The sequence below is a fragment of the Pantoea sp. PGP6 genome (genome assembly GCF_053474785.1).
Map to the genome: position 1 here is coordinate 4,000,906 of NZ_JBQBMA010000001.1, position 14,201 is coordinate 4,015,106.

Annotated in this window: 16 protein-coding genes; 3 read left to right on the top strand and 13 right to left on the bottom strand. The window is 54.9% G+C overall.

The annotated features are described in order from the left end of the window. Nucleotides 1–4: 4 nt before the first annotated feature. A complete protein-coding gene (locus tag ACLIBF_RS19370) occupies nucleotides 5–1,069 on the top strand; it encodes an NAD(P)-dependent alcohol dehydrogenase (RefSeq protein ID WP_031375512.1) in 1,065 nt (354 codons plus the stop codon). A 52-nt stretch (nucleotides 1,070–1,121) separates the two neighbouring features. Here the strand turns inward: ACLIBF_RS19370 and ACLIBF_RS19375 are convergent, their stop codons facing one another. From ACLIBF_RS19375 to dnaB, 6 genes are all read right to left on the bottom strand, one after another. Beyond that, nucleotides 1,122–1,445 (bottom strand): MmcQ/YjbR family DNA-binding protein, encoded by a 324-nt coding sequence (locus tag ACLIBF_RS19375; protein ID WP_089561278.1) that lies wholly within the window; start codon nucleotides 1,443–1,445, stop codon nucleotides 1,122–1,124. Next, nucleotides 1,445–1,864: a secondary thiamine-phosphate synthase enzyme YjbQ gene (locus ACLIBF_RS19380; protein ID WP_031375514.1), complete on the bottom strand. Its 420-nt coding sequence runs from the start codon at nucleotides 1,862–1,864 to the stop codon at nucleotides 1,445–1,447. The genes ACLIBF_RS19375 and ACLIBF_RS19380 overlap by 1 nt, the downstream gene beginning before the upstream one ends. A 119-nt stretch (nucleotides 1,865–1,983) precedes the next feature. Continuing rightward, nucleotides 1,984–3,177, bottom strand: a complete 1,194-nt coding sequence (locus ACLIBF_RS19385; protein WP_279810448.1) for an amino acid aminotransferase — start codon at nucleotides 3,175–3,177, stop codon at nucleotides 1,984–1,986. 42 nt (nucleotides 3,178–3,219) lie between these two features. After that, nucleotides 3,220–3,834, bottom strand: coding sequence for a YitT family protein (locus tag ACLIBF_RS19390; RefSeq protein ID WP_046288554.1), 615 nt, complete (start codon nucleotides 3,832–3,834; stop codon nucleotides 3,220–3,222). Nucleotides 3,835–4,075: 241 nt separating this feature from the next. Then, nucleotides 4,076–4,555 carry an Lrp/AsnC family transcriptional regulator gene (locus ACLIBF_RS19395; RefSeq protein WP_031375515.1) on the bottom strand — a complete coding sequence of 160 codons (480 nt, stop codon included), beginning with the start codon at nucleotides 4,553–4,555 and terminating at the stop codon, nucleotides 4,076–4,078. A 129-nt stretch (nucleotides 4,556–4,684) separates the two neighbouring features. After that, complete coding sequence (gene dnaB, locus ACLIBF_RS19400; protein WP_031375516.1) at nucleotides 4,685–6,091, bottom strand: replicative DNA helicase; 1,407 nt, start codon at nucleotides 6,089–6,091, stop codon at nucleotides 4,685–4,687. 96 nt (nucleotides 6,092–6,187) lie between these two features. On the opposite strand from dnaB, the gene ACLIBF_RS19405 reads away from it, so the two are divergent. Next, nucleotides 6,188–7,171 (top strand): quinone oxidoreductase, encoded by a 984-nt coding sequence (locus tag ACLIBF_RS19405; protein WP_031375517.1) that lies wholly within the window; start codon nucleotides 6,188–6,190, stop codon nucleotides 7,169–7,171. A gap of 207 nt (nucleotides 7,172–7,378) precedes the next feature. Here the strand turns inward: ACLIBF_RS19405 and pspG are convergent, their stop codons facing one another. The 3 genes from pspG to ACLIBF_RS19420 all read right to left on the bottom strand — a co-directional run bounded on the left by pspG (nucleotide 7,379) and on the right by ACLIBF_RS19420 (nucleotide 10,175). Beyond that, nucleotides 7,379–7,645: an envelope stress response protein PspG gene (pspG, locus tag ACLIBF_RS19410; protein WP_069729440.1), complete on the bottom strand. Its 267-nt coding sequence runs from the start codon at nucleotides 7,643–7,645 to the stop codon at nucleotides 7,379–7,381. 177 nt (nucleotides 7,646–7,822) lie between these two features. Further along, nucleotides 7,823–8,818, bottom strand: a complete 996-nt coding sequence (gene dusA / locus ACLIBF_RS19415) for a tRNA dihydrouridine(20/20a) synthase DusA (RefSeq protein WP_279810439.1) — start codon at nucleotides 8,816–8,818, stop codon at nucleotides 7,823–7,825. A gap of 106 nt (nucleotides 8,819–8,924) precedes the next feature. Beyond that, on the bottom strand, nucleotides 8,925–10,175 hold the full coding sequence (locus tag ACLIBF_RS19420; RefSeq protein ID WP_279810440.1) for a conjugal transfer protein TraF: 1,251 nt from the start codon (nucleotides 10,173–10,175) through the stop codon (nucleotides 8,925–8,927). Nucleotides 10,176–10,625: 450 nt separating this feature from the next. Here ACLIBF_RS19420 and zur point away from each other — a divergent pair, with 450 nt between their 5' ends. Beyond that, entirely contained in the window at nucleotides 10,626–11,147 is a 522-nt protein-coding gene (gene zur, locus ACLIBF_RS19425; protein ID WP_072051006.1) for a zinc uptake transcriptional repressor Zur, read from the top strand. 72 nt (nucleotides 11,148–11,219) lie between these two features. On the opposite strand, the gene ACLIBF_RS19430 is transcribed toward zur, so the two are convergent. The 4 genes from ACLIBF_RS19430 to ACLIBF_RS19445 form a co-directional block, all read right to left on the bottom strand. Further along, entirely contained in the window at nucleotides 11,220–11,432 is a 213-nt protein-coding gene (locus ACLIBF_RS19430) for a CsbD family protein (RefSeq protein WP_031375521.1), read from the bottom strand. Nucleotides 11,433–11,603: 171 nt separating this feature from the next. Further along, nucleotides 11,604–12,926, bottom strand: coding sequence for an MATE family efflux transporter DinF (gene dinF / locus ACLIBF_RS19435; RefSeq protein WP_089561276.1), 1,323 nt, complete (start codon nucleotides 12,924–12,926; stop codon nucleotides 11,604–11,606). Nucleotides 12,927–13,030: 104 nt separating this feature from the next. After that, on the bottom strand, nucleotides 13,031–13,645 hold the full coding sequence (gene lexA, locus ACLIBF_RS19440; protein WP_031375523.1) for a transcriptional repressor LexA: 615 nt from the start codon (nucleotides 13,643–13,645) through the stop codon (nucleotides 13,031–13,033). A gap of 105 nt (nucleotides 13,646–13,750) precedes the next feature. Then, complete coding sequence (locus tag ACLIBF_RS19445; RefSeq protein WP_031375524.1) at nucleotides 13,751–14,119, bottom strand: diacylglycerol kinase; 369 nt, start codon at nucleotides 14,117–14,119, stop codon at nucleotides 13,751–13,753. Nucleotides 14,120–14,201 lie beyond the last annotated feature (82 nt).

Sequence of the window (14,201 nt, forward strand, 5' to 3'; positions counted from 1 at the left end):
CACCATGAATATTACGCATGCGTATGCTGCTCAGGATGCTAAATCCAAACTGGCACCGTTCGATTATCAGCCGCGTGAGCTTCGCGCTCATGACGTACAGCTTGAGGTCCTGTTCTGTGGCGTCTGCCACTCAGACCTGCATCAGGCACGTAATGAGTGGAAGAACACCATTTTCCCGGTGGTGCCTGGCCATGAAATCGTGGGTCGCGTTACTGCTGTGGGTCCACAGACTCAGAAGTATAAGGTGGGCGACCTGGTCGGCGTCGGCTGTATGGTCGACTCCTGCCGCAGCTGTCCAAGCTGTCAGGAAGGTTTAGAGCAGTATTGTGAAAATGGCTTTGTTGGCACCTATAACGGTGAAGATCGTGAAACCGGCGCCATTACCTATGGCGGTTACTCAACGGCGATGGTGGTGGATGAGAGCTTTGTGCTGCGCATCCCTGAAAACCTGGAACTGGCTGGCGTTGCGCCGCTGCTGTGTGCCGGTATCACCACTTACTCACCGCTGCGTCACTGGAATGTCGGTCCCGGCAAAAAAGTAGGCATCGTCGGATTGGGCGGTCTCGGCCATATGGGCGTCAAAATTGCCCATGCGATGGGCGCGCATGTGGTGCTGTTCACCACCTCGCCGTCTAAAATTGAAGACGGTAAACGCCTGGGCGCAGATGAAGTGGTGATTTCGAAAGATCCGGAGCAGATGGCACAGCACGCCAACAGCTTCGACTTCATTCTGAATACCGTGGCGGCACAACACGATCTCAACCCGTTCATTACCCTGCTGAAGCGCGATGGCAACATGACGCTGGTCGGCGCACCAGAGCACGATCACCCTGCGCCGCAGGTATTTAACCTGATCTTCAAGCGTCGCAGCATCGCCGGTTCACTGATTGGCGGCATTGCCGAAACGCAGGAGATGCTCGATTTCTGTGGTGAGCACGGCATCACCTCAGATATCGAACTGATTGCGATGGATCAGATCAATGAAGCCTACGAACGTATGCTGAAGAGTGATGTGAAATACCGTTTCGTTATCGATATCAACACATTGCGCAATCAGTCCGCCGCGTAATCGCTGCACCTTATCACCCTCTTCCAGCCGGGAGAGGGTTTTTTATTGCCGCCTATTTGACGGTCGCAATCTGATCAAAAGACGCATCAACCAGATAGTAGATCTGCGAATCTTTCAGTGAGCCATCAAGATACAGAGTGCTCCAGTGAGATTTGTTCAGATGCTGGCTTGGAAAAATGTCGTTATGCTCTTCGCGCAGTAATTCCGCCAGCGCCGGGGTCGATTTCAGTGAAACCGCGGGACGACCTTTCACCTCATGCACCATGGCAAACAGTACGCCGTTGCTTTTAATCTGAGTGGCTTTCCAGTCACTATGGACGCTCTGTTCCGCGCCCGGCTTGCTCATGCAATAGGTCAGTAAGTCTGAATTCGTCATTACGCTTCCCCTTGTAAAGTGGCGACAATTCGCCGCGCACCGCCATCAATGCGGTGTTCGCCCAGCCAGATCCCCTGCCAGGTGCCCAGCACCAGACGTCCGCGCTGAACCGGCAGTAACAATGATACCCCTAAGGTCGATGATTTAATGTGCGCTGGCATATCGTCACGCCCTTCGTAGTCGTGCTGATAAGGCGCATCTTCCGGAACGTGCCGCATAAAGTGCTGCTCCATGTCGCTGCGCACCGTCGGGTCGCAATTCTCGTTTAAGGTTAACGAAGCCGAGGTGTGCTGCAACAGCAGATGCAACAGGCCGGTGTTGATGTTACGCAGGGCGGAAAGCGCATCGACGATCTCATCAGTGATCAGATGAAATCCGCGTGGTTTCGCGCTAAGCGTCAGAATTTGTTGATGCCACATAGCTTTTTCCTGAAACGGTCTCCCGTTTAAGTGTGCAGCATGTCGGCGAAAGGTAAACCCTGCGGGCAAATAAAAAACCGCCGGGCTGGGCCGGCGGTTTTTACACAGCGGAACGGCGATTACATTACGGCAGCAAATGCTTCCGCAACCTGATGTACATTTCTGCTGTTCAGGCCGGCGACACACATCCGGCCGCTGCCGACCAGATAGATGCCGAACTCGTTGCGCAGGCGATCAACCTGCTGTGCGCTCAGGCCGGTATAGCTGAACATACCGCGCTGCTTCAGCAGGTAGTCAAAGTTTTTACCTGGCAGTGCGGTGTTCAGCACATCGACCAGCGACTGACGCATCTCCAGGATGCGTAAGCGCATCGCTTCTACTTCCGCCAGCCAGCTCGCTTTCAGAGCATCATCATTCAACACCCGTGCCACCACCTGCGCACCAAAATTCGGTGGGCTGGAGTAGTTGCGGCGTACGGTCGCTTTTAACTGACCCAGCACCCGGCCGGCTTCCTCTGCGCTGTCGCAGACGATAGACAGACCGCCGACACGCTCACCATACAGTGAGAAGATTTTCGAGAAGGAGTTGCTGACCAGCGCTGGCAGGCCCGCTGCGGCCACGGCGCGCAGTGCATACGCATCCTGCTGCATGCCCGCACCGAAGCCCTGATAGGCAATGTCGAGGAACGGAATCAGCTGCTGCGCCTTCAGCACCTCAACGGTCTGGTCCCACTGCGCATCGGTCAGGTCGGCACCGGTCGGGTTATGGCAGCACGGATGCAGCAGAACGATGCTCTGCTGCGGCAGGGTTTTCAGCGCGCTGATAAATGCATCGAACCGCACGCCGTGGGTCTCTGCGTCATACCACGGATAGGTGTTCACCTCGAAACCGGCACCGTTGAAAATCGCCACGTGGTTTTCCCAGGTCGGATCGCTGACCCAGACCGCTGACTGCGGAAAATAACGTTTAAGGAAATCCGCACCGACTTTCAACGCGCCAGAGCCGCCCAGCGTCTGAATAGAGGCAATCCGGCCCGCCTGCAGCATCGGATGGTCGGCACCAAACAGCAGAGGCGCAATCGCGCTGCGGTAGCTGTTCAGCCCTTCCATTGGCAGATAGAGCGACGCCTGCTGTGGCTCAGCGTGCAGCTGCTGTTCAGCAGTCGCAACCGCTTTCAGCTGCGGGATGATGCTCTGCTCGTCATAGTAAAGCCCGATACTGAGGTTAACTTTGTGTTCGCGTGGGTCTTGTTTAAACGCTTCCATCAACGACAGAATCGGGTCGCCAGCATAGGCATCAACGTTTTGAAACACGGTGTAGGTCTCCATGAGTGGTCTTCGGGTAACAGAGTGTCATTAAACCAGGTAGCGTCCTGGACGGTGGTTCATCGCGATAATCAGATTAAGAATAACCGCGCCGCCAATCGAGGCGAGCAGAATCGGTACGCTCACCACAAACAGGGAGGCCAGCACCACGCAGGTATCCACCGCCATTTGCAGCTTGCCGGCGCGAATGCCAAAGCGATCCTGTAGCCACAGCGCCAGGATATTGATGCCGCCCAGGCTGGCTTTATGACGAAACAACACTATAAACCCGATTCCCATGATGACGTTACCGAACAATGTCGCATAGAACGGATCGAGGGCGGAAAAATGGACAAACAGCGGATGCAGATGGGTAAACAATGATACCAGCCCAACGGCACAAAAGGTTTTCAGGGTAAATTCCCAGCCCATGCGTTTTACCGCCAGCCAGTAGAACGGAATATTGATCAGAAAGAAGGCGCTGCCGAAGGATAACGGCGACAGGTAGCTGATCAGAAAAGCGATGCCCGCCGTACTGCCGGTCAGCGCGCCCGCCTGTTTCAACATAATGACGCCGAACGAAACCATTAGGGTGCCAAGCACAATCGCCAGTGCATCTTCAATGCGGGAATGGGGAATGCGGGCGGGTTCTGCAACGTTATCCATGGAGTTATCTCAGTGCAAATGATGCGGTTCAGATGCAAAAAACGCACCATACCGGCAGCCGATGACGGCCACCGGTAGGGTGCCAGCGATTATCCCATTGATATCTAAGGTGCTTTATTGCAGGGTTTTGTGCAAAAAACTTCGAAAAAACCGTTAATTCATGCACAAATGTTTGTTCTGGTGCGTATTACTTGCATTATTTACCGCAGTGATGCACCAAAACGGCACAGGACGCACCTTTTTAGCGCGTCTTGTGTTCTGGAATCATCATCAGCCCGTTCTCTTTCAGACGTCCCAGCACCACCGAGGTTTTTACATGAGAAACGCTCTGGTGGCCGGCGACCAGCTGGCTGATTAAGGCGCTGAGCGAATTGAGATCGGCCACCGCCACTTTTAACAGATAATCGGCATCACCGGTGGTTTTGTAGGCGTCGACAATCGCCTCTTCCTGCTCCACCATCCGATGAAAACTGTCGACATATTCGGCAGTATGATTAATTAACCGCACCTCGATCAGCCCGACCATACCCAGCCCAATCGCATCCGGTGACAGCCGGGCGTGGTAGCCAAGGATAAGGTTGGCCTGCTCCAGGTTGATCCGGCGGCGTGAGCATTGTGACGCCGACAGGCCGACTAAATCGCTCAACTCCTGATTGGTCAGGCGGCCATTAGATTGTAATAAAGTCAGGATTTTAAGGTCGTAATCGTCTACGTGAGTCATTCCGTTTCCACAGCGTTATTGGCATCGCTTTGTTACAGATAACCCGATAATCGGCGGGGTTGTCCAACACTATTTTCTGATGACGGGGGCTGTCATGCACAGATCGTGCATGACAGCACAAAGAAGGGATTATTCGTCGTCGTATTGCGGACCCGCGTAGTTATCGAAACGCGACCACTGTCCGTTAAAGGTCAGACGCACCGTGCCGATGGGACCGTTACGCTGTTTACCGAGGATGATCTCGGCGATCCCTTTAAGATCGCTGTTTTCGTGGTAAACCTCATCGCGATAGATAAACATGATCAAATCCGCATCCTGCTCGATCGAGCCCGATTCACGCAGATCCGAGTTCACCGGCCGCTTATCGGCACGCTGCTCCAGCGAGCGGTTAAGCTGCGACAGCGCCACCACCGGCACATTCAGCTCTTTGGCTAACGCTTTCAGTGAGCGCGAGATCTCGGCGATCTCCAGCGTACGGTTATCCGACAGGGAAGGCACGCGCATCAGCTGCAGGTAGTCGATCATAATCATGCTTAAGCCACCGTTTTCACGGTAGATGCGGCGGGCGCGCGAGCGCACTTCGGTCGGCGTCAGGCCAGAAGAGTCATCAATGTACATGTTCTTCTTCTCCAGCAGGATGCCCATGGTGCCGGAGATACGCGCCCAGTCCTCATCATCCAGCTGGCCAGTACGAATACGGGTCTGATCGACCCGCGACAGCGAAGCCAGCATACGCATCATGATCTGTTCGCTGGGCATTTCGAGGCTGAAAATCAGCACCGGTTTGTCCTGCAGCATCGCGGCGTTTTCGCACAGGTTCATCGCGAAGGTGGTTTTACCCATTGAGGGACGCGCGGCGACGATAATCAGGTCAGAGCGCTGCAGGCCCGCGGTCTTCTTGTTCAGATCCTGATAGCCGGTATCCACGCCGGTGACGCCATCGTGCGGCGTCTGATAAAGCGATTCGATACGTGAGACGGTCGCCTCAAGGATCTGCTCAATATTTTTCGGGCCAGCATCCTTACTGGCACGCGCTTCGGCAATTTTGAAAACGTTGGATTCGGCGAAATCCAGCAGCTCTTCGCTGTTGCGGCCCTGCGGATCGTAGCCAGCATCGGCAATCTGGTTGGCGACCGAAATCATCTCACGCACTACCGCACGTTCACGCACGATGTCTGCATAAGCGCCGATGTTAGCCGCGCTGGGGGTATTTTTCGCCAGTTCAGCAAGGTAAGCAAAGCCGCCAGCCATCTCCAGCTCGCCGCGGGTTTCCAGCGATTCAGAGAGAGTGATCAGGTCGATTGGCTTGCTGTTTTCCAGCAGCCGCTGCATCTCGGAAAAAATCAGCCGATGCGAGCGGTTGAAGAAATCATTGGCGACCACGCGCTCGGAGACGTTGTCCCAGCGCTCGTTATCCAGCATTAACCCACCGAGCACCGATTGCTCCGCTTCCAGCGAATGCGGGGGCATTTTCACGCCTTCCAGCTGGCGATCCTGCGTTTCGTTCGATTTGTTGGTGGGTTTATTTCCTGCCATAGTGAATGCATTACCGATGTTCTGTGGGGACGCGCAAGTATACCTCAGTTGGGGTGCGCGCCTCACCCTCATGATGAAACAATCACAGGAGTCAGAATGGCAAAGCGTATTCAGTTCAACGCGCACGGCGGTCCGGACGTTTTACAGTGGGCTGATTTTGAACTTGCCGATCCTGCCGGTAATGAGGTGCAGGTAGAAAATCGCGCCATCGGCATTAACTACATCGATACCTATCTGCGCAGCGGGCTCTATCCGGTGGCAGCCTTCCCGTCCGGTCTCGGTACCGAGGCGGCGGGCGTCGTTACCCGCGTCGGCCGTGACGTGACGCTGTTTAAGCCTGGCGATCGGGTGGTCTATTGTCAGGCAGCCCTCGGCGCCTACAGCGAAGCGCACAACGTAGCAGAAGATCGGCTGATGCACCTGCCCGACGCGATCGGCTTTGAGCTGGCGGCAGCCAGTTTTCTGAAAGGGCTGACCACTCAGTATCTGCTGCGCCAGACCTATAAAATCAAAGCGGATGAGACCTTCCTGTTTCATGCCGCCGCCGGCGGTGTCGGGCTGATTGCCTGCCAGTGGGCAAAAGCGTTGGGCGCGCACCTGATTGGTACCGTCGGTTCGGCTGAAAAGGCGACGCTGGCGAAGAATGCCGGTGCCTGGGCAACAATTAACTATCGCGAAGAGGATATCGCCGCACGCGTCAGCGAGCTTACCCAGGGGAAAAAGGTTGGCGTAGTGTATGACTCGGTCGGTAAAGATACCTGGGAAGCATCGCTGGACTCGCTGCGTCGTCACGGTCTGATGGTCAGTTTCGGCAACGCTTCCGGCCCGGTGACCGGGGTTGATCTGGGCATTCTGAATAAAAAAGGCTCACTGTTTGTTACCCGCCCGTCGCTGTTCGGTTACATCACTAACCGTCAGGAGCTGGAAACCGCCAGTGCCGAACTCTTTTCGCTGCTGGCCAGCGGCGCGATCAAAGTGGACGTGCCGGAACAGCAGAAGTTTGAATTGAAGGAGGCGGGCAAAGCGCATCAGATGCTGGAAAGCCGCGCTACTCAGGGGTCGAGCCTGCTGATTCCCTGACCATCGGCAACGCCGTCTGGCATACAAAAAGGGCTTCCCGCAGGAAGCCCTTCTCTTTTTTTATTTTCGTTCGCGCTGGTGTAGGGACAGCGGCGATGAATTCGTTTCGACTCAACGACGACTATCCTGCCAGAAAACATAAGTAAAAAATATGTTTAATTGCAGATATCGTCTAAGCAAAACGTCACACTGTGATCATCTCCGCATTTAACGCCAGCCTTTTCGGTCTAAGTTGTTGATCTTACGCTTTAGCTTACGCCATTCTCGCGTGTTGCGATCGCCGAAAAAGGCGCGATGCAGCCAGACCGCGACCACTGCCAGCACCAGCCACGGCAACACTTTGATAACAAGTGCAAACAGTCCACCGACGAACATTACCAGCGTGGCGACCACCAGCGCAGCCAGTACGCCGAGCAATGAAACACCGGTCAGCAACAGCATCAGGAAAAACCCCAATACAAATAAAATTTCCACGTTAGCGCTCCTTATTGAGACTCATTGTGTCAATCTTTACAAGAAACGTGCCAATGTTTAACTGCTTGTTTTACCTGACAACAGCCCGGTGTGGCTATCCTGCAAGCAGTCAAAATAACCAAAAAATGGCGCAAAAAAAACCAGCCGTTGCGGGCTGGTCTCCTGGGCGCAGGTCGATCAGGCTTCCTGCGGGATTTTGTCCGCCACCAGTGCCAGTGCAGCTTCCAGTACGCGCACATCCGCGCCTGGTTTGTGGGCATTTTCACTCAGGTAGCGTCGCCACTGGCGTGCACCCGGAATCCCCTGGAACAGACCGAGCATATGACGTGTCACATGGCCCAGATAAGTGCCCTTCGCCAGTTCGGCTTCAATATAGGGGTACATGGCGCGGACCACTGCCACCGGATCGGCCGCCGGATGCTGACGACCAAACAGTTGCTGGTCCACCTGTGCCAGAATGCCGGGATTTTGATAGGCTTCACGCCCCATCATGACGCCATCAAGATGCTGCAGGTGGGTTTCCGCCTCTTCCAGCGTTTTCACACCGCCGTTAATCGCCAGCGTCAGGTGCGGGAAGTCCCGCTTCAGCTGATAAACCCGTGGATAATCAAGCGGCGGAATTTCGCGGTTCTCTTTCGGGCTGAGACCTGATAGCCAGGCTTTACGCGCATGAATGATAAACGTCTCGCATCCACCGCGCTCGGCCACTGTCCCGACAAAATCGGTCAGAAACTGATAGCTGTCCTGTTCATCAATCCCGATGCGCGTTTTCACCGTCACCGGAATCGACACCACATCACGCATCGCTTTGATGCCGTCAGCAACCAGATCGGCTTCTGCCATCAGGCAGGCCCCGAAGCGGCCATTCTGCACCCGGTCAGAGGGACAGCCGACGTTCAGGTTCACTTCATCGTAACCGCGCTGCTCTGCCAGTCGGGCGCAGTGCGCCAGCGCAGCGGGATCGCTGCCGCCCAGCTGTAAGGCGACCGGATGTTCATCCTCGCTATAGGCCAGGTAATCGCCCTTACCATGAATAATCGCGCCGGTGGTCACCATTTCGGTGTAGAGCAGCGTATCGCCGGTCAGCTGGCGATGAAAATAGCGGCAGTGGCGATCGGTCCAGTCGAGCATCGGGGCAATCGAGAAACGTTGCGAAGAAACAGTATCGGTCATGAAGCGCAGATAATCCGGTAAATGAGGGTGATTGAATTCTGTGCAAGGATAACACAAGGGCGGGCGATAGTGCATCGCCCGCCCCGAACTGCGGTATCAAAGAAGATCAGAAATTGAAGCCCAGCTGCATCATCGCGCCCCAGGTATTGTTCGCCCCGACCGAGCCAGCCAGATCCAGATGCACCGCTTTATTAAACGGTGACAGGCCGAAACCGGCGGTTGCGACGTTTTCATCGTTCGAACGCATATCCGCACGATAACCGGCACGTAACTGTAACCAGTCGAGCACCCGATATTCCGCACCGACCGCCGCATACTGGCTGTTTTCCTGCGTTTTGAAACGCTTGGTTTCGGTCAGATCGACATCGCCGGTCACGGTGAACGGACCTTTATCCCAGGCCAGACCGGTGGTGACCAGCGGACGGATCTGGTAAGTATCACGGAAGCCGTTGACCTCTTTGGTCTGCAGATCGCGGGATACCAGGTTTTGACCGGTGATGCCCAGCGTCCAGTTTTCAGCAAACGTGGTCGCCAGACCGGCATCAACGTTAAAGCCGGTGTCCGTGCTGCGATACTGGCTATTGTTGATGTCACTTTTGTCGTAGTTGTAAATGCTGGCGGTGTAGTTATACAGCCAGGTTTTTTGCAATTTCGGCGTGACGCCTACCGACACCGGCTGACCGGCAATGGTGAACTCATGCGCCAGTGCGACGCCATAATCGGTGACCAGCGCCGCCAGGCCGTTGGCGCTGGAGCGCAGATTGTCCTGATCGCCCGGACGCGGAAGCACCGTGCCGTTAGCTACGCCGCGCAGATAGTCGATATCGCTCTGGACCACATTGGCTCGCACATGTGCCGATCCATAGGCTTTGGTGATAAAGGCGAAAGGCAGCGTCTCGTTAGGAATAGTGACCGCCAGCGCCACCCCGGTGTTGCCGTCCGCTTTGTTGCCACGCAAATCACTTAACTGGTTAGCAACATCGCCTGAAGCAGCGCGCACTTCAGGATAGCCACGCAGATAATCGGCAAAGGTCAGGTTGCCGATCACCTCGCGGTAGCGATCAACGGTATCGGTGATGTCATCCACTTTGTCGATCAGGTGATCTTTGTCGGTGACCTGAATACCGGCTGAAGGGAAAATAATACTGACGCTATCGTCGGGTTTAGCTCGCGTCATCAAAGCCGGGTTGGCCAGCACGGCTGAGCCATAAAGAGAAGATGCGACGCCGGTTCCGCCCATGGCATCATTGCGTGCATCATACCAGGTCCCCGCCGCCATGGCGGAAGAAGAAAGGAAAAGCGCGTTCACTACAGCGGTGTACTTCAGCGCTGAGCGTTGAGCGGATTTTTTCACCATTTGCCTGCCATCACCTGAGAAAGTGCCGTTGAAACATTCAACGACTGAATAGTTTGTTAGCCCTATTGTGAACCCTGGCTAACGCGTTATTGCTGTGAATTCAAAGGAAACAGTCGCTTAATTCAAAGGATTGGATGTTTTCCAATCAATAAAACTTTATTTTTGTTCAAAATACCCGGTAATAAATAAAATAATACCAGACATTTCTTAAGTCTTGCTGAACATTACTTCTTAACTCAGTGAGATGCAAAGCAAAAGCGCTGAAAAGGCCACCTTAACCGGTCGGCGAGTGGATCTGATTGGGTGCCGATAGCGGCCTCTCCTGATCCTCACACAGCGTTTTTAATCGACCACCGGCCAGAATTTGCTGTTTTATCAGGCAAAAACCAACCTCTGCGCCGCGAAAATTTGTGTGATAAAATAACATCACTTATCCAGCGGAGAGTTTCCATGTCAAACATGACGTCACAGCAAATAATGACCCAGGCGGAAAAACTGTGCCTGCAGCGCGGCGTGCGTCTGACATCGCAGCGGGCTGAAGTGTTGCGATTAATGGCTGAGCAGCCAGGATCGATCAGCGCTTATGATCTGCTGGATCAACTCCGGGTTAGCGAACCCCAGGCCAAGCCCCCTACGGTCTATCGGGCGCTGGACTTCCTGCTGGAACAGGGCTTTATCCACCGGGTGGAGTCCAATAATAGCTACGTAATGTGTCACCATTTCGAGGCACCGGCACACACCTCGGTCATGCTGGTGTGTGATCGCTGTGCGGCGGTAACCGAAAAGCAGGCGCAGGGAGTAGAGAAGATTATCGCCACACTGGCTGGTGAGGCACAGTTTGCCCTGCGTCATAGCGTGATTGAAGCGCATGGATTATGTGAGAATTGTGTCGAAGTCGAAGCCTGCACCCATCATGAAAGTTGTCAGCACGATCATCAAAGTGAGGGTAAAAAGCGGGGAAAACGCGGGTAATGTGCACATCCTTGTGCGGTTGCCGGTATGAGCGTACCGGCGGGTAGGAGCTTTATCCGTAAATCTTTGTGATTACCAACGGTAATCTTTGTTCTGACCTTCCCAGTCCGTTACTTCACGCTCTGCATCTTCTTTCGCATAGCCGTAACGTTCCTGAATTTTTCCGACCAGCTGATCGCGTTTGCCTTCGATAACCTGCATATCATCGTCGGTCAGCTTGCCCCATTTCTCTTTTACTGTGCCTTTGAACTGCTTCCAGTTGCCGCTCGCTTGATCTTTATTCATGGCAGACCTCTATGTCATCCTTTGGTTACATCATTTATCTTGAAAGAAAACAAAATGACGATATAAAGCGCTGGTTCACTGCGCTGCTTACGGTTAATTGTAGTAGAAGATTTTAGGTTTGCCGGAACAATACAGAATAATCTGTAGCCGGAGGACATCAGATGCCAGCTATCAGGCGTTAAACCAGCTGTTCTGCTGCCAGTGTTTACGCCAGATCAGCCACAGCGACAGGCCACGCAGCGCCAGGAAAACGGTGACCGCCAGCCACAAGCCGTGGTTGCCCAGCAGCGGGACGCTAAGCAACGTCAGGAAGTAACCAAGTGCCGCCACCATCATGCTGTTACGCATCTCCCGGCCGCGGGTTGCACCGATGAACATGCCATCCAGCAGATAGCACCAGACGCCCGCCAGCGGCAGGATCACCTGCCATATCAGATAGCGATCGGCCGCCTGTTGCAGCTGTTCAATCGAGGTCAGCAGCGCCACGATATGCGAGCCGAAACACGCATAAATTACTGAGAACATCAGAGCCACCACCAGCGCCTGTCGGCAGGCAGAATGCCAGACGCGCAGCAGCCTGCTGCCATCTTTCGCGCCATGCGCCTCACCGGCGAAGGCTTCGACTGCGTAGGCAAAACCATCCAGCGCATAGGCGGTAAAGGTGATAAACATCAGCAGCACGGCGTTCACCGCCACCACCTGCGGACCGATACGTGCGCCCAGCACGGTCAGCGAGGCAAAACAGAGCTGCAGCATTAACGAACGCAGCATAATGTCGCGATTAAGACGCAGTAGCCGCTGAATATCGCCGCGCCAGCTCTGCTTCAGCATTGCGGTGGTGATGCCACGTAGTTTCAATACCCGCCAGACCATCACTGCCCCGACGACCAGCGTTATATACTCCGCCAGCGCGGTCGCGGTTGCCGCGCCTGCCACTCCCCAGTGCAGCCCCATCACCAGCCACAGATCGAGCACAATATTGACCAGATTGCCGATCACCAGCAGGATGACCGGCGCACGCGCGTACTGCACGCCCAGCAGCCAGCCAAGGATCACCAGATTTGCCAGGGTGGCGGGCGCACTTAACCAGCGGATCTGAATAAACAGTGCCGCCTGTTGCAAAACTTTGGGATCGCCGCCAATCAGATCGGCCGCCAGCGTAGTAATCGGCGAGCGCAGGCAGATGAACAGCACGCCAGCCAGCAGCGCAATAATTAAAGGCTGGGTCAGCGCACGTGCCAGCGCCATTTTATCGCCGGCACCAAAAGCCTGCGCCGTCAGGCCGGTAGTACTCATCCGAAGGAACAGCAGCAGCATGAAGAGGAAACTGGTGACTGTCGTGCCGACCGCAACCCCGCCCAGATAGACCGGGCTGTCGAGGTGACCAATGACAGCAGTATCGACCACCCCCAGTAAGGGAACGGTGATGTTAGAAAGGATCATCGGCAGCGCCAGCCGCCAGAGGTTTTTGTCGGTAGCCGTTAAAAAACGCATTCGCAGTTCCGTGCTCGGTGTCGCTGCAGAGAGGGGAGCAGCAGCGACAAAATTAGGGCAGACAGAATAGCATCAGACGCTACGAATGCGCGGTTATGTCAGACTCAGAGCCATTCGCCGTTGCGAACCACACCGACCGCCAGACCTTCTACCGTCAGCGACTGGGCGCGCGTATCGACAATGATCGGCTCAAAATCACTGTTTTCAGGCAGCAAATGCACAATAGCACCCTGCTTCTTCCAGCGTTTAACCGTCACTTCATCATCAATACGGGCCACAACAACCTGGCCGTTGCGTACGTCCTGGGTTTTATGTACCGCGAGCAGGTCGCCATCCATAATCCCGATATCTTTCATCGACATTCCACTGACGCGCAGCAGAAAATCGGCAGAAGGTTTGAACAGGCCCGGATCCACTTTGTAATGGGTTTCGATGTGCTCCTGCGCCATGATCGGCTCACCGGCAGCAACCCGGCCAATCAGCGGCAGACCTTCAGATGCTTCTTCTTCCATCAACAGGCGAATACCGCGAGAGGCGCCAGAGACAATCTCAATCACCCCTTTGCGTGCCAGTGCCTTCAGATGCTCTTCTGCCGCGTTCGGCGAGCGGAAACCCAGCTGCGCGGCAATTTCTGCACGCGTAGGCGGCATGCCCGTTTGAGTAATATGGTCGCGAATCAGGTCATAGACCTGCTGCTGCCTGCTGGTTAATGCTTTCATCCCGCCCCCTGGTTGTTTATACAGTCGCTGTGAGTATATACAGGTATTGGTGAAATGGAAACCGATTCTCAGGCAAAACGCGCCATCTGGCGCGTTGTGGAAGGCTTATCGCAAATGCGACCAAAGCAGCGCGATCCAGACAAACAGTGCCAGTAAGATGCTGATCAGCACCGCCGCCGAGCCCATATCCTTTGCCCGTCCGGCTAAAGGGTGGCGCTCCTGGCCAATACGATCCACTACCGCCTCGATGGCGCTGTTGAGGATTTCAACAATGACCACCAGCACCACTGCCCCGATCATCAGGATGCGAGAGACAATATCGACATCCAGCCAGCAGGCCACAATAATGGCCACCAGCGCGGCCAGCGCCTCCTGGCGGAAAGCCGCTTCGTGTTGCCAAGCGGCACGCAGGCCCTGCCATGAGTAACCTGCGGCTTTTACTATTCTTACAAGACCCGTGGCATTATTTGCCATATAAGTGGAACCCTTTCATCGGATTGACGTCAATGTCTGGGCTGCGTGCAAATGGCACCACCACAGATCTTCGCTGCGCTTT